Here is a 22,656-nt window from a genome sequence, read left to right as displayed (position 1 = left end):
TTATGCTCTGCCCCTATGAAAGCTCCCCGTCTCCCCATCGCCCTTCAGCAAGCCGCTATGCGCAGCCTGCGGGAAAAACTCGCCCAGGCAAACCTGAAGCTCGGGCGCAATTATCCGGAACCCAGGCTGGTGTACCACCAGCGCGGCACTGCAGCAGGCACCGCCTGGCTGGAGTCCTGGGAGATCCGCTTAAACCCGGTGCTGATGATGGAAAACCAGCAGGCATTTATCGAAGAGGTGGTGCCTCACGAGCTGGCGCATCTGCTGGTGTGGAAACATTTTGGCCGCGTGGCGCCCCACGGCAAAGAGTGGAAATGGATGATGGAGGCGGTGCTCGGCGTGCCCGCTCGCCGCACGCACCAGTTCGAGCTTGTATCAGTACGCACCAATACTTTCCCCTACCGCTGCTCGTGCCAGCAGCATCAGCTCACCGTGCGCCGTCATAACCGCGTGGTGCGTGGCGAAGCAACCTACCGCTGCGTGAAGTGCGGCGATCCGCTGGTTGCGGAATGATCAAATGAACAATCAGGAACTTTCCTGATCTGACTGATTGCATACAGGAACAACATCCGCTACGTTGCCGGCTCGTTTTGACACGGAGTGTAAGATGTCCCGTAATTTCTCCCTCACCGTCGCCTTTCTGACGACGGCGCTCTCCGGCCACGCGCTGGCCGACGGTATCCATAGTTTTTCCCAGGCAAAAACCGCAGGCGTCAAGATTAACGCTGACGCGCCGGGCGATTTCTACTGTGGCTGTAAGATTAACTGGCAGGGCAAAAAAGGCGTCGTTGACCTCGCGTCCTGCGGTTACAAAGTCCGTAAAAATGAGAACCGCGCCAGCCGAATCGAATGGGAACATGTCGTTCCGGCATGGCAGTTCGGCCATCAGCGCCAGTGCTGGCAGGATGGCGGGCGTAAAAACTGCGCCAAAGACCCGGTCTATCGCCAGATGGAAAGCGATATGCACAACCTGCAGCCGGCGGTAGGCGAAGTGAACGGCGATCGCGGCAACTTCATGTACAGCCAGTGGAACGGCGGTGAAGGCCAGTACGGACAGTGCGCCATGAAGGTGGATTTCAAAGAGAAAGTCGCCGAGCCGCCAGCCCGCGCGCGCGGCAGCATTGCCCGCACCTATTTCTACATGCGCGACCGTTACTCGCTTGCGCTTTCACGCCAGCAGACGCAGCTGTTTAACGCCTGGGACAAGATGTATCCGGTGACGGCGTGGGAGTGCCAGCGCGATGAGCGCATTGCGAAAGTTCAGGGGAATCACAACCCTTACGTCCAGCGGGCTTGCCAGGCGCAAAAGAGCTAACCTACACTAGCGGCAATTCGCTTACACCGCATGACACATGGAATTTCTGACTATGCGCATTCCCCGCATCTACCATCCTGAACTGATTACCGCAGGCCGTGAGATCGCCCTGTCTGACGACGCCGCCAACCACGTAGGTCGCGTGCTGCGTATGGGCGCAGGCCAGGCGATTCAGCTCTTCGACGGCTCCAACCAGGTGTTCGACGCTGAAATTACGCGCGCCGACAAAAAAAGCGTGCACGTCAACGTGCTGCGCGGTGAAGTGGACGACCGTGAATCGCCGCTGCATATCCATCTGGGACAGGTGATGTCGCGCGGTGAAAAGATGGAGTTCACCATTCAGAAATCCATTGAACTCGGTGTAAGCCTCATTACGCCACTTTTTTCTGAGCGCTGTGGCGTTAAACTGGATGCTGAACGTCTGAACAAAAAGATCCAGCAGTGGCAGAAAATTGCCGTTGCGGCCTGCGAGCAAAGCGGCCGCAACCGGATACCGGAGATCCGCCCGGCGATGGACCTTGAGGACTGGTGTGCTGAAGAGGAGAGCGGGCTGAAGCTCAATCTCCACCCTCGCGCCAGCGCCAGCATCAACACGCTGCCGCTGCCCGTCGAGCGCGTGCGCCTGTTGATTGGCCCGGAGGGCGGCCTGTCGGCTGACGAGATCGCCATGACGGCACGTTACCAGTTTACTGATATTCTGTTAGGGCCTCGCGTTCTGCGCACTGAGACAACGGCGCTCACCGCCATTACCGCGCTACAGGTGCGTTTTGGCGATCTGGGTTGACCCATATTGATGGAGAAAAAAATGATCAAGCTCGGCATCGTGATGGATCCCATCGCAAACATTAACATCAAGAAAGATTCCAGCTTCGCTATGCTGCTGGAAGCGCAGCGTCGCGGCTATGAACTCCACTATATGGAGATGAACGATCTTTACCTGATCAACGGTGAAGCCCGCGCGCGTACCCGCCTCGTTAACGTCGAGCAGAACTACGACAAATGGTACGAATTCGGCAGCGAGCAGGATATCGCCCTGGCCGACCTCAACGTCATCCTGATGCGTAAAGATCCGCCGTTCGATACCGAATTTATCTACTGCACCTATATCCTGGAACGCGCAGAAGAGAAAGGCACGCTCATCGTCAACAAGCCGCAGAGCCTGCGCGACTGCAACGAGAAGCTTTACACAGCCTGGTTCTCTGACCTGACGCCGGAAACGCTGGTGACCCGCAGCAAGGCACAGCTGAAAGCATTCTGGCAGCAACACGGCGATATCATCATGAAGCCGCTGGACGGCATGGGCGGCGCGTCTATCTTCCGCGTTAAAGAAGGCGATCCTAACATTGGCGTCATTGCCGAAACGCTGACCGAGCTGGGTACCCGCTACTGCATGGCGCAGAACTACCTGCCTGCCATCGTCGACGGCGACAAGCGTGTGCTGGTGGTGGACGGCGAGCCGGTGCCTTACTGCCTGGCACGTATCCCGCAGGGTGGCGAAACCCGCGGCAACCTCGCAGCCGGTGGCCGTGGCGAACCGCGCCCGTTGACCGAAAGCGACTGGGAAATTGCCCGCCGCGTTGGCCCTACGCTTAAAGCCAAAGGGCTGATTTTCGTCGGCCTGGACATCATCGGCGACCGTCTGACCGAAGTGAACGTCACCAGCCCAACCTGCATCCGTGAAATCGAGGCGGAATTCCCGATTTCGATCACCGGTATGCTGATGGACGCCATCGAAAAACGTTTACAGAAGTAACCCACCAAAGAGTGACAGCGTTGTCGTTTCTCCGCATACTGGACGCTGTCGCTTTTTAAACCAGGAAACAGACCCTCTGACAATGAATTTACAGCATCACTTTCTTATTGCCATGCCTGCACTCCAGGACCCGATTTTCCGCCGCGCCGTGGTGTACATTTGTGAATACAATGAAGACGGTGCGATGGGAATTATCATCAACAAGCCGCTGGAAAACCTCCAGGTCGAAGGGATTCTGGACAAGCTGAAAATCACCACGGAAGAGCGTCTGCCAGAGATCCGTCTTGATAAAGCCGTCATGCTGGGTGGGCCGCTTGCAGAAGATCGCGGTTTTATTCTGCATACCCCGCCGGTCTTTTCCTCCAGTATTCGCATTTCGGATAACACCGTTATCACCACCTCGCGCGATGTCCTTGAAACACTCGGTACGGCAAATCAGCCTTCCGAAGTGCTGGTTGCGCTGGGCTACGCCTCATGGGAGAAAGGCCAGCTTGAGCAGGAAATTCTGGATAACGCCTGGCTGACCGCGCCCGCGGATATGAACATCCTGTTTAAAACTCCGATTGCCGATCGCTGGCGCGAGGCCGCAAAACTTATCGGCATTGATATTCTGACCATGCCCGGCGTTGCGGGGCACGCCTAATGAGCGGAACGCTAATTGCCTTCGACTTTGGCACTAAAAGCATCGGCGTTGCCGTGGGCCAGCGCATTACCGGCACGGCACGCCCGCTGACGGCGCTCAAGGCCAACGACGGCACGCCCGACTGGAACCTTATCGAACGTCTGCTCAAAGAGTGGCAGCCGGACGACGTGATTGTCGGGCTGCCGCTGAACATGGACGGCACCGAGCAACCGCTTACCGCCAGGGCGCGTAAATTTGCCAATAAAATTCATGGCCGCTTTGGCGTATCCGTGAAGCTGCATGACGAGCGTCTGAGCACCGTCGAAGCGCGCGCCGGGCTGTTTGAACACGGTGGTTTTCGGGCGCTGAACAAAGGCAGCGTCGACTCGGCTTCCGCCGTCATTATCCTCGAGAGCTATTTCGAGCAGGGTTACTGAGCCTCTTTTCAGGCGGTAGCCCGGCAGGTTCCTATAGCCTGCCCTGCGCCCGGCGCTCGGCCAGGCTCTGTTCAAAGTTCTGCATGCCCGCCTGCTGACCCGTTTGAACGATCCCGGGAAGCTGCCAGGTTTTGCCTTCACGGATCAGGTTCGCCGCCGCCGGGGTATTCACCAGCAGCTCATAAAGCGCGACGCGCCCGCCCTGCAAATCCGGGCGCAGCTTTTGCGCCAGAACCGCCCGCAGGCTGCCCGCCAGCTGGGTGCGCACCGGGTCTTTCTCCTGTGCCGGAAAGGTATCCACCAGCCGTTCAATGGCCTGCGATGCCCCACGCGTATGCAGCGTTGCCAGCACCAGATGCCCGGTTTCTGCCGCCGTCAGCGCCAGGCGGATCGTTTCGCTGTCGCGCAGCTCCCCCAGCAAAATCACATCCGGATCTTCACGCAACGCGCCCCGCAGCGCCTCGGCAAACGTCGGGCTGTGCTGGCCTATTTCGCGCTGCTGGATCAGGCAGCGTTCACTCTGATAGATAAATTCCACCGGATCTTCGAGCGTCAGAATATGCCCGTCGGTGTGGTGGTTGAGAAAATCGACCATCGCCGCCAGAGTGGTGGATTTTCCGCTGCCGGTTGCCCCGGTCACCAGCAGCAGCCCGCTGTCATTCAGTAACAGCTCCGGGATCGCCCGCGGCACGCCCAGCGCAGAAAGTTGCGGGCAGGCACGCGGCAGCAGTCGCAGCGCGACAGAGGCACCCTGCATATGCATAAACGCGCTGCCGCGCAGGCGCTGGTTTTCGCCGGTGGTGACGGCAAAATCCACCTGCCCGTTTGCCCACCAAGCCCCCTGCTGTTCATCATTAAGCCACTCCCTGAGCAGCACGTTCACGTCCGGAGGCGAAAACGGGGCGGGCTCAAGGCGGCCTAATCGCCGCCAGCGCGGGGGGGCATCACTGCACAGGTGTAGATCGGAGACGTTATGCTTTACACTAAGGGCCACGATTTCTTCCACATCCATAGACTACTCCTCGGAAAATGAACGACATTGCGCATAACCTGGCACAGGTCCGGGACAAAATCTCAGCCGCTGCAACGCGTTGCGGCCGTGCTTCAGAAGAAATTACGTTGCTTGCAGTCAGTAAAACTAAGCCTGCGAGCGCCCTCGCAGAAGCGATTGCCGCCGGGCAGCGGGCGTTTGGTGAAAACTACGTGCAGGAAGGCGTGGACAAAATTTGCCATTTCCGTGACCAGGGGCAGGACGATTTGCAATGGCACTTTATTGGCCCGCTGCAGTCGAACAAAAGCCGTCTGGTCGCGGAGCATTTCGACTGGTGTCACACGATCGATCGTCTGAAGATTGCCGCGCGCCTGAACGACCAGCGCCCGGCGGAGATGGCTCCGCTTAACGTGCTGATTCAAATCAACATTAGCGACGAGAACAGCAAATCCGGCATTGCGCTGAGCGAGCTCGACGCTCTGGCGGCAGAGGTGGCAGCGCTGCCGCACCTGACCCTGCGCGGGCTGATGGCGATCCCGGCACCTGAGTCAAGTTATGAAAGGCAGTTTGCCGTAGCACGGCAAATGGCTGTAGCATTTGAGGCGCTTAAAGCGCGCCACACAACGGTAGACACGCTTTCTCTGGGCATGTCGGATGATATGGAAGCCGCGATTGCGGCAGGCAGTACGATGGTGCGCATCGGCACAGCAATTTTCGGTGCGCGCGATTACACCCAATAATAAGGAAACCTAAGGAACGCCATGAAGACGTTGACTTTCCTGCTCTCAACAGTGCTTGAGCTGTATACGATGGCGCTGTTACTGCGCGTCTGGATGCAGTGGGCCCGCTGTGATTTTTATAATCCGTTCTCACAGTTTGTCGTGAAGGTAACCCAGCCCGTCGTGGGGCCGCTGCGCCGCATTATTCCGGCGATGGGGCCTATCGACAGCGCCTCGCTGCTGATGGCGTTTATCCTGAGCGTTATCAAAGCGATCGTGCTGTTTATGGTTATTACCTTCCAGCCAATTATCTGGATCGCTGCCGTTCTGATCCTCATCAAAACCGTCGGCCTGCTGATCTTCTGGGTCTTGCTGGTGATGGCAATCATGAGCTGGGTGAGCCAGGGCCGTAGCCCGGTAGAGTACGCGCTTATCCAGCTGGCTGAACCGCTGCTGCGCCCGATTCGCAATCTGCTGCCGTCGATGGGCGGTATCGACTTTTCGCCGATGATCCTTGTCCTGCTGCTGTACGTGGCTAACATGGGGATCGCCGAGCTGTTACAGGCGACGGGTAATATGCTGCTGCCGGGGCTGTGGATGGCGCTATGAGTGCCGTAAGCACCTGCGCTGACGGGCTGGTTTTACGGCTGTATATTCAGCCGAAAGCCAGCCGCGACAGCATTGTTGGGCTGCATGGCGACGAGCTAAAAGTCGCCATCACCGCCCCGCCGGTGGATGGTCAGGCCAATGCGCATCTGACCAAATATCTGGCTAAACAGTTTCGCGTCGCCAAAAGCCAGGTCATCATTGAAAAAGGTGAACTGGGGCGACATAAACAGGTAAAAATCCTCAATCCGCAATCGATTCCGACGCAAGTCGCGGCGCTGACAGAACAGGACTAAACCATGCAGAAAGTTGTTCTCGCTACCGGTAATGCCGGTAAAGTGCGCGAGCTGGCCTCGCTTTTAAATGATTTTGGGCTGGACGTGGTCGCCCAGACCGAGCTTGGCGTGGATTCCGCCGAGGAGACGGGCCTGACGTTTATCGAAAACGCGATCCTGAAAGCGCGCCATGCCGCTCAGATTACCGGCCTGCCTGCCATTGCCGACGACTCCGGCCTGGCCGTGGATTATCTTGGCGGCGCGCCGGGAATTTACTCCGCGCGCTATTCTGGTGAAGATGCCACCGACCAGCAAAATCTGGAAAAGCTGCTTGTCGCCCTGAAGGATGTGCCTGACGACCAGCGCACCGCGCAGTTCCACTGCGTACTGGTTTACCTGCGCCATGCCGAAGACCCCACGCCTGTTGTCTGCCACGGCAGCTGGCCGGGCGTGATCGCCCGCGAGGCGGCTGGCAACGGCGGCTTTGGCTACGACCCAATTTTCTTTGTCCCGTCTGAGGGCAAAACCGCTGCGGAACTGACCCGCGAAGAGAAAAGCGCGATTTCCCACCGTGGACGCGCGCTGAAACTGTTACTGGAAGCATTACGTAATGTCTAACCTGCCACCTCTGAGTCTGTATATTCACATCCCGTGGTGCGTGCAGAAATGCCCGTACTGCGATTTCAACTCGCACGCGCTGAAAGGCGAAGTGCCGCACGATGATTACGTTGCGCATCTGCTGGCCGACCTGGACGCCGATGTACCTTACGCACAGGGACGTGAAGTTAAGACCATTTTTATTGGTGGCGGTACGCCGAGCCTGCTTTCAGGCCCGGCGATGCAGACGCTGCTGGACGGTGTGCGTGCGCGCCTGAACCTGGCTGCGGATGCTGAAATTACGATGGAAGCCAACCCCGGCACCGTTGAGGCCGACCGTTTTGTCGACTATCAGCGTGCGGGGGTGAACCGTATCTCCATCGGCGTACAGAGCTTTAGCGAGCAAAAATTAACGCGCCTGGGGCGCATTCACGGCCCGGACGAGGCAAAGCGCGCAGCGCATCTGGCAACGGGGCTTGGCCTTCGCAGCTTTAACCTCGATTTGATGCACGGCCTGCCGGACCAGTCGCTCGACGAAGCGCTGGACGACCTGCGTCAGGCGATTGAACTTAATCCGCCGCATCTCTCCTGGTATCAGCTGACCATTGAGCCAAACACGCTGTTTGGCTCTCGCCCGCCGGTACTACCGGATGACGACGCGCTGTGGGATATCTTCGAACAAGGTCATCAGCTGTTGACCGCTGCAGGCTATCAGCAGTACGAAACCTCTGCCTATGCGAAGCCGGGCTACCAGTGTCAGCACAACCTGAACTACTGGCGCTTTGGCGATTATCTGGGGATAGGCTGCGGCGCGCACGGCAAAGTGACCTTCCCGGACGGACGCATCCTGCGTACCGCTAAAACGCGCCATCCGCGCGGGTACATGGAAGGCCGCTATCTGGAGCGTCAGCACGACGTCGAGGCGGCGGATAAGCCGTTTGAATTCTTTATGAACCGCTTACGCCTGCTGGAAGCCGCGCCGCGTGAGGAGTTCTCGCGCTATACCGGGCTGGCAGAGTCGGTGATCCGCCCGCAAATCGACGAGGCGCTGGCGCAGGGGTATCTCACCGAATGTGATGAATACTGGCAGATAACCGAGCATGGCAAACTGTTCTTAAACTCCCTTCTTGAGCTGTTCCTCGCCGACGATTCCTGAACACAGCGTCAGGATTTTGCATCCCGTTCTGCCAGCTGAGGGAAAGGCTGGCAGAGTATGGGGATGGAAAAATCAAAACAACTCCGCAAGGAAATGACGCCCGAAGAATTACGCCTCTGGTATTTACTCAGAGGACGCCGCTTCTTTGGCTATAAGTTTCGCCGCCAGATGCCGATTGGCACATACATCGTTGATTTTGCCTGTTTTAAAGCCAAGCTGATTATTGAGCTTGATGGGGGGCAACATCAGGATGAAGAAGCATATGACTTACGCAGAACGGCTTTTTTAAAGGCTAACGGCTGGGAAGTGATACGGTTCTGGAACAATGAGTTCAGGGTAAATGAAGAGGAGGTACTGATGGCTATTATGCAACGATTGCAATGCCTGATGCCCTCACCCTAACCCTCTCCCACAGGGAGAGGGAACTTTGCCCCAGGGGTGAGAGTACGTTTACTCCCTCTCCCCTGGGGAGAGGGCCGGGGTGAGGGGCCCGGCACGCAGAAAACTTACTTCAACGTCCCCACCAGCGCCTTTCTGCTATCTTCCAGCGACACCACGCGTTTACACACGTCTTTGCCGAACTGCTGGAAATCGGCTTCCTGGTTTTTCCATTCGTTCTGAATCGACGTCTGTAATCCGCCCAGGCTACCCAGCACGCCCTGCAGCGGGTTACCGCCGCCTTTCAGCACGGCTTTTGCGCCCATCTCGTTGATGCTGTCCTGCAAAATACCGCCCATCGCCTGGTTCACCAGGTTTTGGCCGTCGGCGCGCACCTGATCAATGGCCTTGTAGTGGAACGTCAGGCCGTCGGTGCGAGTCTCGATAATGCGGTTCATCTGCTCTTTCAGCTGCTTGTCCAGCTTGGTCAGGCGGGTGCGCATGTTGCTGCTCTCACCCACCTCTTTAGTGATGATCTTGTCCAGCGCCACGCGGCTTTTCTCAACGCGCGTCAGGGCACCGTCGTTCACCCACGGCAGTGCGGTGCGCAAATCAGCCTGATAATCTTTTGCCTGTTCGCGCTGAGCGGCCGTCAGATTTTGCGGTTTGCCGTTAAAGGTGACGTTGCCATCCGGCGTAATCACCAGATCGCCGTTCTCGCCTTTGACCTGCACGGTTTGCGGGCTTAATACCACGTCGTCACGCGGGGTGACGCTACATTTATACTCCGCATGGGCGGTGGTTCCGATTGCCAATAGAGCAACAGCCAGCAACGTTTTGCGCATCTTAAACACTCCCTCAGACAAAATGGGCCAGCTAATGCTGGCCCCGTACCTGCTTTATTAGTCCCACCAAACGTCAAAAAGTTCGCTGACGCGGACATCTTCCATTTTGTGGTCTTCAAGCCATTTGCGGACCAGCGCCTGATGCTCTTCAGTGCATTTACCCACTTCCTGGGTGCAGATCAGACCTTCCCACGCCAGATAGCCGCTACCGTCAAAGGCCAGCTTGTTGGGTTCGATCACCTCGTTGATGAACGCATCTACGTCCTGATCGATCTGCTCAACGCTGGTGCCTTCCGGGAAACGCCAGGCAACGGAGAAGCCCACTTCCTGGAATTCTTCGATATGCATCTTTTTACGCAGACGACGGCTACGATTCTTTGCCATTATTTCACCCTCTCGAACATTAAGTCCCATACGCCGTGACCAAGACGATGGCCACGCTGTTCAAATTTTGTCACCGGACGTGAATCCGGGCGCGGTACATAGTCGTTGCTTTCAGACTGGTTTTTATACCCGTCCAGCGACGACATCACTTCCAGCATATGTTCCGCATAAGGTTCCCAGTCGGTCGCCATGTGGAAAACGCCGCCCAGCTTTAACTTACTTTTCAGCAGCTCTGCAAACGGTGCCTGAACGATACGGCGTTTATTATGACGTGCTTTGTGCCACGGGTCAGGGAAAAAGAGCTGAACCATGTTCAAAGAATTGTCAGGAATCATTTTGTGCAGCACTTCTACCGCGTCGTGGCACATCACGCGCAGGTTCTCAACGCCCTCTTCATGGGCCATTGCCAGACACGCGCCGACGCCCGGCGAGTGCACTTCAATGCCGAGGAAGTTCTGCTCGGGGCGCGCTTTCGCCATAGTCACCAGCGAGGTGCCCATACCAAAACCAATCTCCAGCGTGACGGGCGCGTCGCGGCCAAACAGCGCGGTGAAGTCGACAGGCTGTTCAGTGAACTCAACGCCCATCACCGGCCAGTAGTTGTCCAGCGCGTGTTGCTGCCCTTTTGTCAGGCGGCCCTGACGGCGGACGAAGCTGCGAATACGGCGCAGCGGGCGGCCGTTTTCATCAAATTCCGGTGAAATGACGTCGTTTTTCATAAAAAGTGGTCTGCTCGTGAGAGTGTTCGGGAAACGGGCATTATCCAAAGTTAAGGCATCTATGCAAGCATGGGAAAGATCCGGTTTACAGCAGATTGACGCTGTGCTGCAATCTGCGTCCCTGATTATGCGAATCGATGACCATGCAAGCCTCTCAATTTTCAGCCCAGGTGCTGGACTGGTACGACAAATACGGGCGTAAAACCCTGCCCTGGCAAATTGAAAAAACGCCCTACAAAGTATGGCTCTCCGAGGTGATGCTGCAACAAACGCAGGTCGCGACGGTCATTCCTTACTTTGAACGCTTTATGGCGCGCTTTCCCACGGTTACCGATCTGGCGAATGCGCCTCTGGACGAGGTGCTGCACCTGTGGACCGGGCTTGGCTATTACGCCCGCGCGCGCAACCTGCACAAGGCAGCACAGCAGGTGGCGACGCGCCATAACGGCACATTCCCGGAAACGTTCGATGAAGTGGCAGACCTGCCCGGCGTCGGGCGTTCCACCGCGGGTGCGATTCTCTCCCTCTCCTTAGGCAAACACTTCCCGATCCTCGACGGCAACGTGAAGCGGGTGCTCGCACGCTGCTACGCGGTGGACGGCTGGCCGGGCAAAAAAGAGGTCGAGAAGCGTCTGTGGGACATTAGCGAAGCGGTCACGCCGGCAAACGGCGTTGAGCGTTTTAACCAGGCGATGATGGATCTCGGCGCGATGGTCTGCACCCGTTCAAAACCGAAGTGCGAACTCTGCCCGGTGAACAACCTGTGCGTGGCCTATGCCAACCACGCCTGGGCGCAGTATCCCGGCAAAAAGCCGAAGCAGACGCTGCCCGAGCGCACCGGCTATATGCTGCTGATGCAGCACGGCGACGAGGTGTTTTTGGCGCAGCGTCCACCGAGCGGCCTGTGGGGTGGTCTATACTGCTTCCCACAGTTTGAAGATGAAGATTTGCTTCGCGAATGGCTGAAACAGCGCGGCATTGCGGACGATACTCTCACGCAGCAAACCGCGTTTCGTCATACCTTCAGCCATTTCCACCTGGATATTGTGCCCATGTGGCTTCCCGTGTCCTCCATCGCCTCCTGCATGGATGAAGGAAGCGGTCTCTGGTATAACTTAGCGCAACCGCCATCAGTCGGGCTGGCGGCTCCCGTGGAGCGCCTGTTACAGCAATTACGTGTCGGTGCACTGATTTAGCACCGGCCAGAAAATGAGGAATGAGTATGGCCAGAACTATTTTTTGTACTTTCCTGCAGCGCGACGCTGAAGGCCAGGATTTCCAGCTCTACCCGGGCGACCTGGGTAAGCGCATCTACAACGAGATCTCCAAAGAAGCCTGGGGCCAGTGGCAGAAAAAGCAGACCATGCTGATCAACGAGAAAAAGCTCAGCATGATGAACCCGGAACACCGCAAACTGCTGGAGCAGGAGATGGTGAACTACCTGTTCGAAGGTAAAGACGTGCACATCGAAGGCTATACGCCACCGGAAAAATAATACCGCGCCGCTGTTGCCCGGCGGCGCTTCGCTTGCACGGGCCTACGGTTTTGTAGGCCGGGTAAGCGCAGCGCCACCCGGCGAAAGCAACGACTAAGCAAACACAACACGCACTCCCGGAATGATGAAAAAATTTTTAGCGCTTGCTCTTGTTGCGCCGTTGCTGGTCTCTTGTTCCTCAAAGAAAGGCGAGGATTACAACGAAGCCTGGGTGAAGGACACCAACGGTTTTGACATTCTGATGGGGCAGTTTGCCCACAACATCGAGAATATCTGGGGATTTAACGAAGTTCTTATCGCCGGACCTAAGGACTACGTTAAGTACACCGACGCCTATCAGACCCGTAGCCACATCAACTTTGATGACGGTACGATCACCATTGAAACCATTGCAGGTACTGAACCCGCCGCGCGCCTGCGTCAGGCCATTATCAAAACCCTGCTGATGGGTGACGATCCCGGCACTATCGATCTTTACTCCGATGCCGATGACATCACCATCTCCAAAGAGCCGTTCCTGTATGGCCAGGTGGTGGATCAGACCGGGCAGCCGATTCGCTGGGAAGGTCGCGCCTCGACGTTCGCCGATTACCTGCTGAAAACGCGCCTCAAGAGCCGCACCAACGGCCTGAAGATTATCTACAGCGTCACCATCAACCTGGTACCGAACCACCTCGACAAACGTGCGCATAAGTACATCGGCATGGTGCGCCAGGCATCGCGTAAGTATGGCGTGGATGAGTCGTTGATTCTGGCGATTATGCAGACCGAATCCTCATTCAACCCGTACGCGGTCAGCCGTTCCGACGCGCTGGGGCTGATGCAGGTTGTTCAGCACAGCGCCGGTAAAGACGTGTTCCGCTCTCAGGGGCGTTCCGGGACGCCGAGCCGTAGCTATCTGTTCGATCCGCAAAGCAACATTGATACCGGCACCGCCTATCTGGCAATGCTGAACAACGTTTATCTGGGCGGGATCGATAACCCGACCTCGCGGCGCTACGCGGTGATCACCGCCTATAACGGCGGCGCGGGCAGCGTGCTGCGCGTCTTCTCCAGCGACAAGGTGCAGGCTGCGAATATCATCAACAGCATGGCTCCAGGCGATGTCTATACCACGCTCACCACCCGCCACCCGTCGGCAGAATCCCGTCGCTATCTGTATAAGGTGAATACGGCGCAGAAAAACTATCGTCGCCGTTAAGCCTCTCTCCCCTCACCCTAACCCTCTCCCCACAGGGGAGAGGGAACTTGAACACCCTCTCCCCTGTGGGGAGAGGGCAGGGTGAGGGGGAACAGACTTCCCAACCCATACAAAAACCTTATTTGCATCACAATTTAATCTGCAAATTAATGTGGATTGCATTTTTTTGCGGGAGATAACAAAACATAATCTCTCCTGCTGATAGAATTGCATCAAATAACAACCCTGAATGTTCTTATAACAACATATCTCCCGCTCACTTGTGAGGAAAGTAACATGAACCTTAAGCTGCAGCTTAAAATATTGTCGTTTCTGCAGTTCTGCCTATGGGGAAGCTGGCTGACTACACTCGGCTCCTATATGTTTGTGACGCTCAAGTTCGATGGTGCGTCAATCGGTGCCGTCTACAGCTCGCTCGGTATTGCAGCTGTTTTCATGCCAACGCTGCTGGGTATCGTGGCGGATAAGTGGCTGAGTGCGAAATGGCTCTACATGCTTTGCCATCTGGTGGGCGCGGGGACGCTGTTTATGGCGGCCGAAGTGACCACGCCGGGGGCGATGTTCATGGTGATCCTGCTTAACTCGCTGGCCTATATGCCAACGCTTGGCCTGATCAACACCATCTCCTACTACCGCCTGAAATCCGCGGGCCTGGATATCGTTACCGATTTCCCGCCTATCCGTATCTGGGGCACCATCGGCTTTATCATGGCGATGTGGGGCGTGAGCTTCGCGGGCTTCGAGCTGAGCCACATGCAGTTGTACATCGGGGCTGCGCTCTCCGTGGTGCTGGCGCTGTTTACCCTGACGCTGCCGCACATTCCGGTCTCTAACCAGCAGAAGAACCAGAGCTGGAGCACCATGCTCGGTCTGGACGCCTTTGCGCTGTTTAAAAACAAACGTATGGCGATCTTCTTTATCTTCTCCATGCTGCTGGGCGCAGAGTTGCAGATCACCAACATGTTCGGCAACACCTTCCTGCACAGCTTCGATAATAACCCGCTGTTTGCCGGGAGCTTTATCGTTGAGCACGCGTCGGTGATGATGTCCATCTCGCAGATCTCCGAGACGCTGTTCATCCTGACCATCCCGTTCTTCCTGAGCCGCTACGGCATCAAGAACGTCATGCTGATCAGTATTTTTGCGTGGATGCTGCGCTTCGGCCTGTTCGCCTACGGCGATCCAAGCCCGTTCGGCACCGTGCTGCTGGTTCTGTCGATGATTGTTTACGGCTGCGCCTTCGACTTCTTCAACATCTCCGGTTCGGTGTTTGTCGAGAAAGAGGTGAAACCTGAAATCCGCGCCAGCGCGCAGGGCATGTTCCTGATGATGACCAACGGCTTCGGCTGTATTCTGGGCGGCGTGGTGAGCGGTAAAGTGGTTGAGATGTACACCACCAACGGCATTACCGACTGGCAGCCGGTGTGGCTGATCTTCGCCGCATACTCGCTGGTGCTGTTCTTCGCGTTCATCGCGCTGTTCAAGTACAAGCACGTGCGTGTGCCAAACGGTGCGCAGCCGATAGCGCATTAATTGTTGTGCCCGGTGGCGGCTTCGCCTTACCGGGCCTACAAAAACACCGTTCGTAGACCGGGTAAGCGATAGCGCCAACCGGCTATTTTATGGCAGACAGCACCCACCCCACCGACAGCAAATCCGCGCTGCCGCCGGGGCTTAAGTTCCGTTCAATTAACGCCTTATCCATCTTAAGCAACGCATCACGATCCCAGCCGTTCATCAGCAGTTCCCGTGCATAGTCCTGCACGTAGCACAACCCTTCAATGCCGCCGCGCGACACCAGATTGCTGTCCTGATTCGTCGCCATCAGGCGCAGCAGCAGCTCGTGAAGCGAACGCCCTGTCCATCCGGCCAGCGCCCTGCGCACCGTGGCAAAGCCGCTCTCCGCCTCGCCGCGCGCGCCGGTTAAACCATACTGCTGATAGTGCCGCTCACCCGCCGTTGCCTGCCCGCTGCGCCCGGCAAGTTCCCGCACCACCAGTCCACGACAGATGTTACTCACCTCACAGCAGAGGCTTTCTGCACAGACATTTTTCACACGCCCTGAAGCAAAGCACAGCAGCCCGAGGGCGAAAATCCCCCCTTTGTGCGTATTCACGCCGTGAGTGGCGGCATACATGGCCTGCTCGCAGGCGATCCCCATCGGGCGGATAATCCGCAGCTGCTCAACGGCGGGTTGATCCGCATGCTGCGCCCCCAGCGCGGCGAACCGTGAAAACCACGGTGAAATCGCCTCAATGCTGCGAACAAACAGGGCATGATCCATATCGCGATGGGAGCCGTTATTTAGCCGGTCCACCAGCCCCGGCTTGGGCGTTAGCGCCAGCTCCTGCCACAGCGCCTCCTCGGCAAGCGCGGGCACCGCTACCGGGCGCGGGTTAGTCGCGAGCAAACCAGTCATCAATCATCTTCTCCACACGGGCCACCACCTGCCCGACGGGATGCTTGCGCGAGCGTGAACAGGCGTGCGCGGGCGCGTCGCAAATCAGGCAGCGTCTGAGGTGCGCCCCCAGCGACAGCCGCCCGACGTGGCCGTGCTGAGGGCAGATCACATCGAGGTCCCACAGCCTGCCGAGCGGGTGCGTCTGCTCCAGCGTCGCGCAGTGGGCTTTGATTTCCGCCGCCGGATGGGCCACGCACCACAGGGCTTCCGGCCCGGTGGGCAGCCACAGCACCTGGCGATCCAGCACCTGCCAGCGGTTTTCCCACAGCAACTGGTCACACATCTGGAGCGCCACGCCCATGGTGTTGCGATAGCGCAGGCTGTCTTTGATCTCCCCCGGGGTGACCAGCGTGAGGGAAATTACCGGCTGGTGATAATGCGCAAGCATGTCAGCCTGGCGTGCTGCACGGCGCTCTTTCGCCGCCAGCACCTCGTCCAGGCCGACACCCGCGCGCACGGGTGTCGCTGTCGTCATATTCACTCCTTAACCTGTCTGACGGTGTCGATCACGCTGCCGTCGCGGTAGCGGATCACCCCGACGATTTTGTCGGTAAATGCAATGGGCTTTGGCACGCCGGTCAGGGAAATCGCCCGCGCGTACAGGGCATCGATATCCACAATCTTCAGCCCCGCCACCAGCAGGCGCTCGCGGATTTCCGGGCGGGCCGGGTTCACCGCGATGCCGTGATCGGTCACCAGCACGTCGATGCTCTCCCCCGGCGTGAGGCGGGTAGTGACGCGCTTCACCACCGTGGGAATACGGCTGCGCAGCAATGGCGCGACCACGATGGTCAGGTTGGCTGCCGCAGCCACGTCGCAGTGCCCGCCGGATGCGCCGCGCATCACGCCGTCGGAGCCGGTGATAACGTTGACGTTAAACTCAACGTCAATTTCCAGGGCGCTGAGGATCACCACGTCGAGCTGGTCGCAGCTTGCCGCCTTGCTGCCGGGGTTGGCGTAGACGTTAGTGGAGATCTCAACGTGTTTCGGATTGCGCGCCAGCGAGGCCGCCGCCTGTCCGTCAAAGCACTGGGTGTCGAGCAGCGTGTCGATAAGCCCCTTTTCGTGCAGGTCCACCAGGCTGCCGGTGATCCCGCCGAGGGCGAAGCGCGCCGTCACGCCGCTGCGCTCCATCTTCTCCTCCATAAAGCGCGTGCAGGCTGTAGCGGCCGCGCCGGAACCGGTCTGCATCGAGAAGCCCGGCCTGAAGTAGCCGGAGTGTTCAATCACGTCCGCCGCATAGCGGGCAATCATCAGCTCGCGCGGGTTGCTGGTGACGCGCGCCGCGCCGACGCTGATTTTTGCCGGATCGCCGACGCTCTCGACCTGCACGATATAGTCCACCCGATCCTGCACGATGCTGGCGGGCATATTGGGGAACGGCACCAGCGCTTCAGTCAGCAGTACCACCTTGCGGGCATAGTGCGCATCCACCATCGCGTAGCCCAGCGAGCCGCAGCAGGAGGTGCCGTGCGTACCGTTGGCATTGCCAAACGCATCGCTGCACGGCACGCCAAGAAACGCCACGTCGATGTTCAGCTCGCCGTCCTGCAGCAGCTTCACGCGCCCGCCGTGGGAGTGGATTTGCACCGGCTCATCCATCAGTCCGTGGGAGATGGCCTCTGCCAGCCTGCCGCGCATCCCGGAGGTGTAAATCCGGGTGATCACGCCGCTCTTTATATGCTCAATCAGCGCGTCATTGCAGGTCATCAGCGAGCTGGAGGCCAGGGTCAGGTTTTTGAAGCCCATCCGCGCCAGCAGCGCCACGACGCTATTGATCACCCGGTCGCCTTCACGAAACGCGTGGTGGAAGGAGATCGTCATGCCGTCCTGCAGACCGCTGCGCATCACCGCCTCTTCGAGGGAGGCGCACAGTTTGCGGTTGTGCTTCGCGTCAGCGTCCGCCAGCCACGGCGTCGCGCTGTGGGCGGTATCAAAGGGTTGAAGATCCCGCAGATGGGGAAAATTCACATGGAGAAGTTCTGTCTGATTCATTCTGTCATCCTTACCGACGCACGCCGGAAGCCGCCGCGCGTTCCAGCACGACCTGCGCATGGTGAATAATCGGGGCATCGACCATTTTGCCGTTGAGCGAGACCACGCCCAGGCCGTTACGCTCACCCTCCTGCGCGGCTTCAATCACCCGCTTCGCGTGCTCTACCTCCTGTGGGGTTGGCGCGTAGGCGTTATGCAGCAGGTCAATCTGGCGCGGGTTGATCAGCGATTTGCCGTTAAAGCCCATCTTGCGGATCAGTTCGACCTCGCGCAGGAAGCCCGCTTCGTCATTAACGTCTGACCAGACCACGTCGAAAGCGTCGATACCGGCGGCGCGAGCCGCGTGCAGCACCGCACAGCGGGCGTAGAACAGCTCGGTTCCGTCACCGCGCTCGGTCTGCATGTCCATCACGTAGTCGAAGGCCGCCAGCGCGATGCCGATTAATCGCGGCGAGCTGCGGGCAATCGCCACGGCATTGATCACGCCAACCGCCGATTCAATCGCCGCCATCACGCGGGTGGAACCTGGCGCACGTCCGCACTCACGCTCGATGCGCTCAAGGTGGCCTTCAAGTTCATACACATCTTCAGGGGTGTCGGTTTTCGGCAGGCGGATCACGTCCACCCCGGCCCGCACGGCGGCCTCCAGATCCAGCAGGCCAAACGGCGTGCTCAGCGGGTTAATACGCACCACGGTTTCGATATCCTGATACATCGGGTGTTGCAGGGCGTGGAACACCAGCATGCGCGCGGTGTCTTTCTCGCGCAGGGCCACCGCGTCTTCCAGATCGAACATGATGGAGTCCGGTCGGTAGATAAACGCGGTGGAGAGCATGGCGGCGTTTGCGCCGGGCAGGAACAGCATACTGCGGCGAAGTTTGCTCATTTCAGCGCCTCCCAGTGGATTGCCTGCTCATCGGCGGCGCGCAGAAGCGCGCTTTGCAGCCGGGCGCGGATCACACAGTCCAGCGCCCCTTTGTCTTCAATCATGATCAACCCCTGGTGCACGTTCATGGCGCGCAATGTCTCGTTGACCACCTGGCGGATCTGCTCGCCAAACTGCTTAATCACTTCACTGTGGATGACAATCTCCAGCTCGCCGTCGGCGGGGGCGATTTTCACCATCAGGTCGCTGGACTCCTGCGTACCGGCCAGCGCCTCCCTTACAATTTTCATTTTCGTTTCCTGATCGTTATGCCACTTCCGCACGCTCGCGATAATGCGTTTCGAGGTGCGTGAAGGTGGAATCCGGGACAATCTCCCGGATCCGGGAAAACTGCTGTGTCTTGAGTAAACGGCGCACTTCCGAGGCCGAAATGGCATTACCGGCCGCTTTTATGCGCGGCATATCCACCACCTCAATGTGCGAGGCAAGCAGGTCGTGCAGCGTCTGGTTGTACTGACGGGTGATATCGCAGAACGGCTCGGAGCCGATAAAGCGATGGGTGATCCCCAGCGCCGGGGCGATAAAGTCCCGAAAGATCAGCACGTCGATTTCGCTCCACGCCTGCTGCACCTTGCCGCTCTCCTTCAGAAAGTAAGCCGGAAAAGTGGCCCGGGAGATGATGTACTGCGAGCCTTCGTGTACCACCACGTTCGGCAGATGCGCCACGCCGGCACGCACCATCTCAAGCCGCGCGCTGAACGGGAAAAACGACGCATCTTCGCGCACCACAAACAGGTGCAGCGTGTCGCACTGCCCCGCCGCCTGCTCCACGAGATGCCGGTGGCCCAGCGTGAACGGATTGGCGTTCATCACGATTGCGCCCGTCTTTTTTCCGGCTCTGCGCGTCGCGCCAAGGGAGCGGCAGTAGCGGGTGATCCCCTGCGGGGTGTTCTCCATCAGTACCGCGTTATTCCCGCTCCGGGCAATCGGCCAGAAGCCGCTGCGGGCAAAGCGCTCCGTGTTGCATGGCCGGGTGCAGAGGAAGAGGTGAAAATGGCCGCGTTCAAGCGCCGCATTCTCGACTTCCGCCAGCAGCCGGGCGCTGAGGTTTTCCCCGCGCAACTGCTCGTTAACCGCCACGCATTTAATGACGTTGGCGGCCAGCCCGGCGCAACCCACCAGCTGCGTGCCGGACCAGGCCTCGACGAACAGCGTGATGTCGTTGTCCAGCCCGAGTCCGCTGTCCGCCAGCAGGTAGCGGATCTGGCTTAACCGCTCCGGATGTTTCGCCACAACGGTGTGGCGAAAATCAATGGGGTGAGAGTGCATGCTGCCGCCTTACTCAGTGTGCTGCCGCAAGCCCGACGGCAGGCGCTTCGACGATCACGTTGCTCAGATGACCGATGTGTTCGATCTCCACCTCAATGCGATCCCCCTCTTTCATAAACAGCGGCGGGTTGCGCTTTTTCCCTACGCCGCCCGGCGATCCGGTGATGATCACATCCCCCGGGCTGAGGCGGGTGAAGGTGCTGATGTACTCGATCAGCTCCGCAACCTTGTGGATCATGCTGCTGGTGTTGTCCTCCTGCACCATGCGGCCATTCAGCCAGGTGCGGATCGCCAGCCTGTGCGGGTCCGGGATCTCATCCGCCGTCGCCATCCACGGGCCAAACGCCCCGGTCTGACGCCAGTTTTTCCCGGCGGTGAACCAGGTGTGCTGCCAGTCGCGGGCGGAGCCGTCCATGTAGCAGCTGTAGCCCGCCACGTGGCGCAGGGCGTCGTCGCGGCTGATGTTCTCCCCGCCTTTCCCGACGATCACCGCTAGCTCGCCCTCATAGTCGAATTCGCGGGAGTGGCGCGGTTTGATCACCGGCGCGTTGTGGCCGGTCTGCGAGTCCGGGAAGCGCACAAACAGCGTCGGTGCCGGGTTGTGCTGGTCAAATTCCTTGCGCTTGTCGGCGTAGTTCATGCCGACGCAGAGGATTTTTTCCGGCTGCTCAATCACCGGTAAAAAGGTGATGGCGCTCATCGGGACATCGACCGCATCGTTAAGGTACCGGGTAGCCTGCGCCAGCCCGTTTCCCTGCAACAGCGCCTTGAGGTCGGCGTAGCGATCGCCCAGACGGCGGCCTAAATCAATGATGCCGTCGGCCTGGACGATGCCGTAACTGCGTTTACCCTGGTATAAAAAGCTTGCGAGTTTCATTATTTTTTCCTGAAGACTTAAACGAGGAAGTTGCCCAGTATCAGCAGAGAGACGGAGACGTTAATCGCCCCACCGATACGGGTAGCAATCTGGGCGAAGGGCATCAGGCTCATGCGGTTGCCTGCGGTCAGAATCGCCACGTCGCCGGTCCCGCCCTGCCCGCTCTGACAGCAGGAGACGATGGCGACATCAATCGGATGCATACCAATCTTTTTGCCGACGAAGAACCCGGTCGCCACCAGCGCGGAGACGGTGCTGACGATCACCAGCAGGTTGCTGAGGGTGAATGCCGCAACCAGTTCGTGCCACGGGGTGATCGCCACGCCGACGGCAAAGAGGATGGGATACGTTACTGACGTCTGGAAGAATTTGTAGACCACCTGCGAGCCTTCAAGAATGCGCGGCGACGCGCCATTGCAGAGCTTCACCAGTACCGCCATAAACAGCATGCCAACCGGCGCAGGCAGGCCAATCAGCTTGTGGCCGAGCATACCGAGCATATAGAGCAGCACCGCCAGCAGCGCGCCGGAGGCTATGGTGGTGACATCCGTTTTACCGGAGAATGCAGGCTGCGAAACGGTAGTATCGGCGTTGGCGCGGTTTGGCATCAGCTGACCTTCACCGGTCAGGTGCGGGTAGCGTTTCCCGAGCTGGTTCAGGCAGCCGGAGATGATGATGGCGGTCAGGCCGCCGAGCATCACCATCGGCAGCACGCGGCCAAGCGCCACGCCCTGATCCATATGCAGCAGGGTGGCATAGCCAATGGAGAGCGGGATCGCCCCTTCCCCCACGCCGCCCGCCATGATCGGCAGAATGATAAAGAAGAAGATCTGGAACGGCTCCAGGCCCAGCGCCAGACCGACGCCCATCCCGACAATCATGCCGACGATTTCCCCGCACAGCATCGGGAAGAAGATGCGCAGAAAGCCCTGAATCAGCACCGTGCGGTTCATGCTCATGATGCTGCCGACAATGATGCAGCAGATGTAGAGGTAGAGAATGTTGGTGGATTTGTAGAATTTGGTGGTGGATTCAACCACCACGTCCGGCAGCAGACCGTAGTAGACCAGCGCTGACGGGATAAAAGTGGCGCATATCGCCGCCGCGCCCAGTTTGCCGACAATCGGCAGACGTTTGCCAAACTCGCCGCAGGCAAAGCCGAAAAACGCCAGCGTGGCGACCATCACCACGATATCGCTCGGCAGCTTGCCGCCCAGGCAGTCAATGGCAATCAACACGCCCGCCAGCACAAACAGCGGCAGCGGAATAATCCCGACTTTCCAGGTATCCATAATATGCCACCAGCGCTCTTTGAGCGAAGGCCGTTGAATATCAATCGGGTCGTGGGTAACAGAGAATGAATTGTCAGTTGTGCTCATAATAAGCCCCTTCGTTATTTTGTCCGTTGAGCTTAGAGTCACAAAGGCTTACTTTATGTGAGGAATGGCATATTAAAAGCGAAGTTTTTATGGCCGCTATGGTTTTTATGGTTTCTATTATTTAATGTGATTCACACCTTATTTATTGGCGTGGTTTTTATGGTTTTTATTGCCGATTAAACCTGTAAGCGACACGCAATATCGCACCATTAAGATAAACCTTAATTATCGGATTT

At 58.3% G+C, this 22,656-nt stretch carries 28 protein-coding genes; 16 read left to right on the top strand and 12 right to left on the bottom strand.

Annotated elements, in window-relative coordinates; translation table 11 throughout:
• Positions 1–15 precede the first annotated feature (15 nt).
• From QLG21_RS08830 to ruvX, 6 genes are all read left to right on the top strand, one after another.
• A complete protein-coding gene (locus QLG21_RS08830; RefSeq protein ID WP_058608620.1) occupies positions 16–513 on the top strand; it encodes a SprT family zinc-dependent metalloprotease in 498 nt (165 codons plus the stop codon).
• 94 nt (positions 514–607) lie between these two features.
• The gene (endA, locus tag QLG21_RS08825; protein ID WP_282484242.1) at positions 608–1,315 is read left to right on the top strand and encodes a deoxyribonuclease I; all 708 of its coding nucleotides are present in this window, start codon (positions 608–610) and stop codon (positions 1,313–1,315) included.
• 52 nt (positions 1,316–1,367) lie between these two features.
• The gene (rsmE, locus tag QLG21_RS08820; protein WP_042321930.1) at positions 1,368–2,099 is read left to right on the top strand and encodes a 16S rRNA (uracil(1498)-N(3))-methyltransferase; all 732 of its coding nucleotides are present in this window, start codon (positions 1,368–1,370) and stop codon (positions 2,097–2,099) included.
• Positions 2,100–2,120: 21 nt separating this feature from the next.
• Positions 2,121–3,068: a glutathione synthase gene (gshB, locus tag QLG21_RS08815; RefSeq protein WP_042322311.1), complete on the top strand. Its 948-nt coding sequence runs from the start codon at positions 2,121–2,123 to the stop codon at positions 3,066–3,068.
• An 82-nt stretch (positions 3,069–3,150) separates the two neighbouring features.
• Positions 3,151–3,711 (top strand): YqgE/AlgH family protein, encoded by a 561-nt coding sequence (locus tag QLG21_RS08810; protein ID WP_006178445.1) that lies wholly within the window; start codon positions 3,151–3,153, stop codon positions 3,709–3,711.
• The gene (gene ruvX / locus QLG21_RS08805) at positions 3,711–4,127 is read left to right on the top strand and encodes a Holliday junction resolvase RuvX (RefSeq protein WP_006178446.1); all 417 of its coding nucleotides are present in this window, start codon (positions 3,711–3,713) and stop codon (positions 4,125–4,127) included. Before QLG21_RS08810 ends, ruvX begins: the two co-directional genes overlap by 1 nt.
• Before the next feature lie 31 nt (positions 4,128–4,158).
• Here the strand turns inward: ruvX and QLG21_RS08800 are convergent, their stop codons facing one another.
• The gene (locus QLG21_RS08800) at positions 4,159–5,139 is read right to left on the bottom strand and encodes a type IV pilus twitching motility protein PilT (RefSeq protein WP_282484241.1); all 981 of its coding nucleotides are present in this window, start codon (positions 5,137–5,139) and stop codon (positions 4,159–4,161) included.
• A gap of 17 nt (positions 5,140–5,156) precedes the next feature.
• Here QLG21_RS08800 and QLG21_RS08795 point away from each other — a divergent pair, with 17 nt between their 5' ends.
• From QLG21_RS08795 to QLG21_RS08770, 6 genes are all read left to right on the top strand, one after another.
• Positions 5,157–5,858, top strand: a complete 702-nt coding sequence (locus tag QLG21_RS08795) for a YggS family pyridoxal phosphate-dependent enzyme (protein ID WP_137272710.1) — start codon at positions 5,157–5,159, stop codon at positions 5,856–5,858.
• A gap of 21 nt (positions 5,859–5,879) precedes the next feature.
• Positions 5,880–6,446 carry a YggT family protein gene (locus QLG21_RS08790; protein WP_058608623.1) on the top strand — a complete coding sequence of 189 codons (567 nt, stop codon included), beginning with the start codon at positions 5,880–5,882 and terminating at the stop codon, positions 6,444–6,446.
• A complete protein-coding gene (gene yggU, locus QLG21_RS08785) occupies positions 6,443–6,739 on the top strand; it encodes a DUF167 family protein YggU (RefSeq protein WP_006178450.1) in 297 nt (98 codons plus the stop codon). Before QLG21_RS08790 ends, yggU begins: the two co-directional genes overlap by 4 nt.
• A 3-nt stretch (positions 6,740–6,742) precedes the next feature.
• A complete protein-coding gene (locus tag QLG21_RS08780; RefSeq protein WP_282484240.1) occupies positions 6,743–7,336 on the top strand; it encodes an XTP/dITP diphosphatase in 594 nt (197 codons plus the stop codon).
• Positions 7,329–8,471 (top strand): radical SAM family heme chaperone HemW, encoded by a 1,143-nt coding sequence (hemW, locus tag QLG21_RS08775; RefSeq protein WP_282484239.1) that lies wholly within the window; start codon positions 7,329–7,331, stop codon positions 8,469–8,471. Before QLG21_RS08780 ends, hemW begins: the two co-directional genes overlap by 8 nt.
• A gap of 63 nt (positions 8,472–8,534) precedes the next feature.
• On the top strand, positions 8,535–8,873 hold the full coding sequence (locus QLG21_RS08770) for an endonuclease domain-containing protein (protein ID WP_137272707.1): 339 nt from the start codon (positions 8,535–8,537) through the stop codon (positions 8,871–8,873).
• Positions 8,874–8,977: 104 nt separating this feature from the next.
• Here the strand turns inward: QLG21_RS08770 and QLG21_RS08765 are convergent, their stop codons facing one another.
• From QLG21_RS08765 to trmB, 3 genes are read right to left on the bottom strand one after another with little or no spacing between them, the layout of a single operon-like run.
• Positions 8,978–9,694 (bottom strand): DUF2884 domain-containing protein, encoded by a 717-nt coding sequence (locus tag QLG21_RS08765; RefSeq protein WP_006178454.1) that lies wholly within the window; start codon positions 9,692–9,694, stop codon positions 8,978–8,980.
• Between the two features lie 57 nt (positions 9,695–9,751).
• Complete coding sequence (locus QLG21_RS08760; protein ID WP_006178455.1) at positions 9,752–10,078, bottom strand: YggL family protein; 327 nt, start codon at positions 10,076–10,078, stop codon at positions 9,752–9,754.
• Complete coding sequence (gene trmB / locus QLG21_RS08755) at positions 10,078–10,797, bottom strand: tRNA (guanosine(46)-N7)-methyltransferase TrmB (protein WP_058608627.1); 720 nt, start codon at positions 10,795–10,797, stop codon at positions 10,078–10,080. Before trmB ends, QLG21_RS08760 begins: the two co-directional genes overlap by 1 nt.
• Before the next feature lie 137 nt (positions 10,798–10,934).
• On the opposite strand from trmB, the gene mutY reads away from it, so the two are divergent.
• The 4 genes from mutY (at position 10,935) to QLG21_RS08735 (ending at position 15,026) form a co-directional block, all read left to right on the top strand.
• The gene (mutY, locus tag QLG21_RS08750; RefSeq protein ID WP_102890221.1) at positions 10,935–11,993 is read left to right on the top strand and encodes an A/G-specific adenine glycosylase; all 1,059 of its coding nucleotides are present in this window, start codon (positions 10,935–10,937) and stop codon (positions 11,991–11,993) included.
• A 26-nt stretch (positions 11,994–12,019) separates the two neighbouring features.
• Positions 12,020–12,292, top strand: a complete 273-nt coding sequence (locus tag QLG21_RS08745) for an oxidative damage protection protein (protein WP_042321942.1) — start codon at positions 12,020–12,022, stop codon at positions 12,290–12,292.
• 124 nt (positions 12,293–12,416) lie between these two features.
• Positions 12,417–13,493, top strand: coding sequence for a membrane-bound lytic murein transglycosylase MltC (gene mltC / locus QLG21_RS08740; RefSeq protein WP_042321946.1), 1,077 nt, complete (start codon positions 12,417–12,419; stop codon positions 13,491–13,493).
• A gap of 276 nt (positions 13,494–13,769) precedes the next feature.
• Positions 13,770–15,026, top strand: coding sequence for a nucleoside permease (locus QLG21_RS08735; RefSeq protein ID WP_006178462.1), 1,257 nt, complete (start codon positions 13,770–13,772; stop codon positions 15,024–15,026).
• A gap of 82 nt (positions 15,027–15,108) precedes the next feature.
• On the opposite strand, the gene citG is transcribed toward QLG21_RS08735, so the two are convergent.
• From citG to QLG21_RS08695, 8 genes are read right to left on the bottom strand one after another with little or no spacing between them, the layout of a single operon-like run.
• Positions 15,109–15,912 carry a triphosphoribosyl-dephospho-CoA synthase CitG gene (citG, locus tag QLG21_RS08730; RefSeq protein ID WP_282484238.1) on the bottom strand — a complete coding sequence of 268 codons (804 nt, stop codon included), beginning with the start codon at positions 15,910–15,912 and terminating at the stop codon, positions 15,109–15,111.
• A complete protein-coding gene (gene citX / locus QLG21_RS08725) occupies positions 15,890–16,429 on the bottom strand; it encodes a citrate lyase holo-[acyl-carrier protein] synthase (RefSeq protein ID WP_282484237.1) in 540 nt (179 codons plus the stop codon). The genes citG and citX overlap by 23 nt, the downstream gene beginning before the upstream one ends.
• A 2-nt stretch (positions 16,430–16,431) precedes the next feature.
• Complete coding sequence (gene citF / locus QLG21_RS08720; protein WP_282484236.1) at positions 16,432–17,949, bottom strand: citrate lyase subunit alpha; 1,518 nt, start codon at positions 17,947–17,949, stop codon at positions 16,432–16,434.
• A gap of 10 nt (positions 17,950–17,959) precedes the next feature.
• Positions 17,960–18,835 carry a citrate (pro-3S)-lyase subunit beta gene (gene citE / locus QLG21_RS08715; RefSeq protein ID WP_006178466.1) on the bottom strand — a complete coding sequence of 292 codons (876 nt, stop codon included), beginning with the start codon at positions 18,833–18,835 and terminating at the stop codon, positions 17,960–17,962.
• Positions 18,832–19,125, bottom strand: coding sequence for a citrate lyase acyl carrier protein (gene citD, locus QLG21_RS08710; RefSeq protein ID WP_102890218.1), 294 nt, complete (start codon positions 19,123–19,125; stop codon positions 18,832–18,834). Before citD ends, citE begins: the two co-directional genes overlap by 4 nt.
• Before the next feature lie 16 nt (positions 19,126–19,141).
• Positions 19,142–20,164 (bottom strand): [citrate (pro-3S)-lyase] ligase, encoded by a 1,023-nt coding sequence (gene citC, locus QLG21_RS08705; protein ID WP_282484235.1) that lies wholly within the window; start codon positions 20,162–20,164, stop codon positions 19,142–19,144.
• Between the two features lie 13 nt (positions 20,165–20,177).
• Positions 20,178–21,041, bottom strand: coding sequence for a fumarylacetoacetate hydrolase family protein (locus QLG21_RS08700; RefSeq protein ID WP_058608632.1), 864 nt, complete (start codon positions 21,039–21,041; stop codon positions 20,178–20,180).
• A gap of 17 nt (positions 21,042–21,058) precedes the next feature.
• On the bottom strand, positions 21,059–22,420 hold the full coding sequence (locus QLG21_RS08695) for a 2-hydroxycarboxylate transporter family protein (RefSeq protein ID WP_137272702.1): 1,362 nt from the start codon (positions 22,418–22,420) through the stop codon (positions 21,059–21,061).
• Positions 22,421–22,656 lie beyond the last annotated feature (236 nt).

Origin of the sequence: Enterobacter sp. V87_3 (genome assembly GCF_029967835.1) — a bacterium.
GTDB lineage: Bacteria > Pseudomonadota > Gammaproteobacteria > Enterobacterales > Enterobacteriaceae > Enterobacter > Enterobacter cancerogenus.
This window is presented reverse-complemented; position numbering and strand designations above follow the sequence as displayed.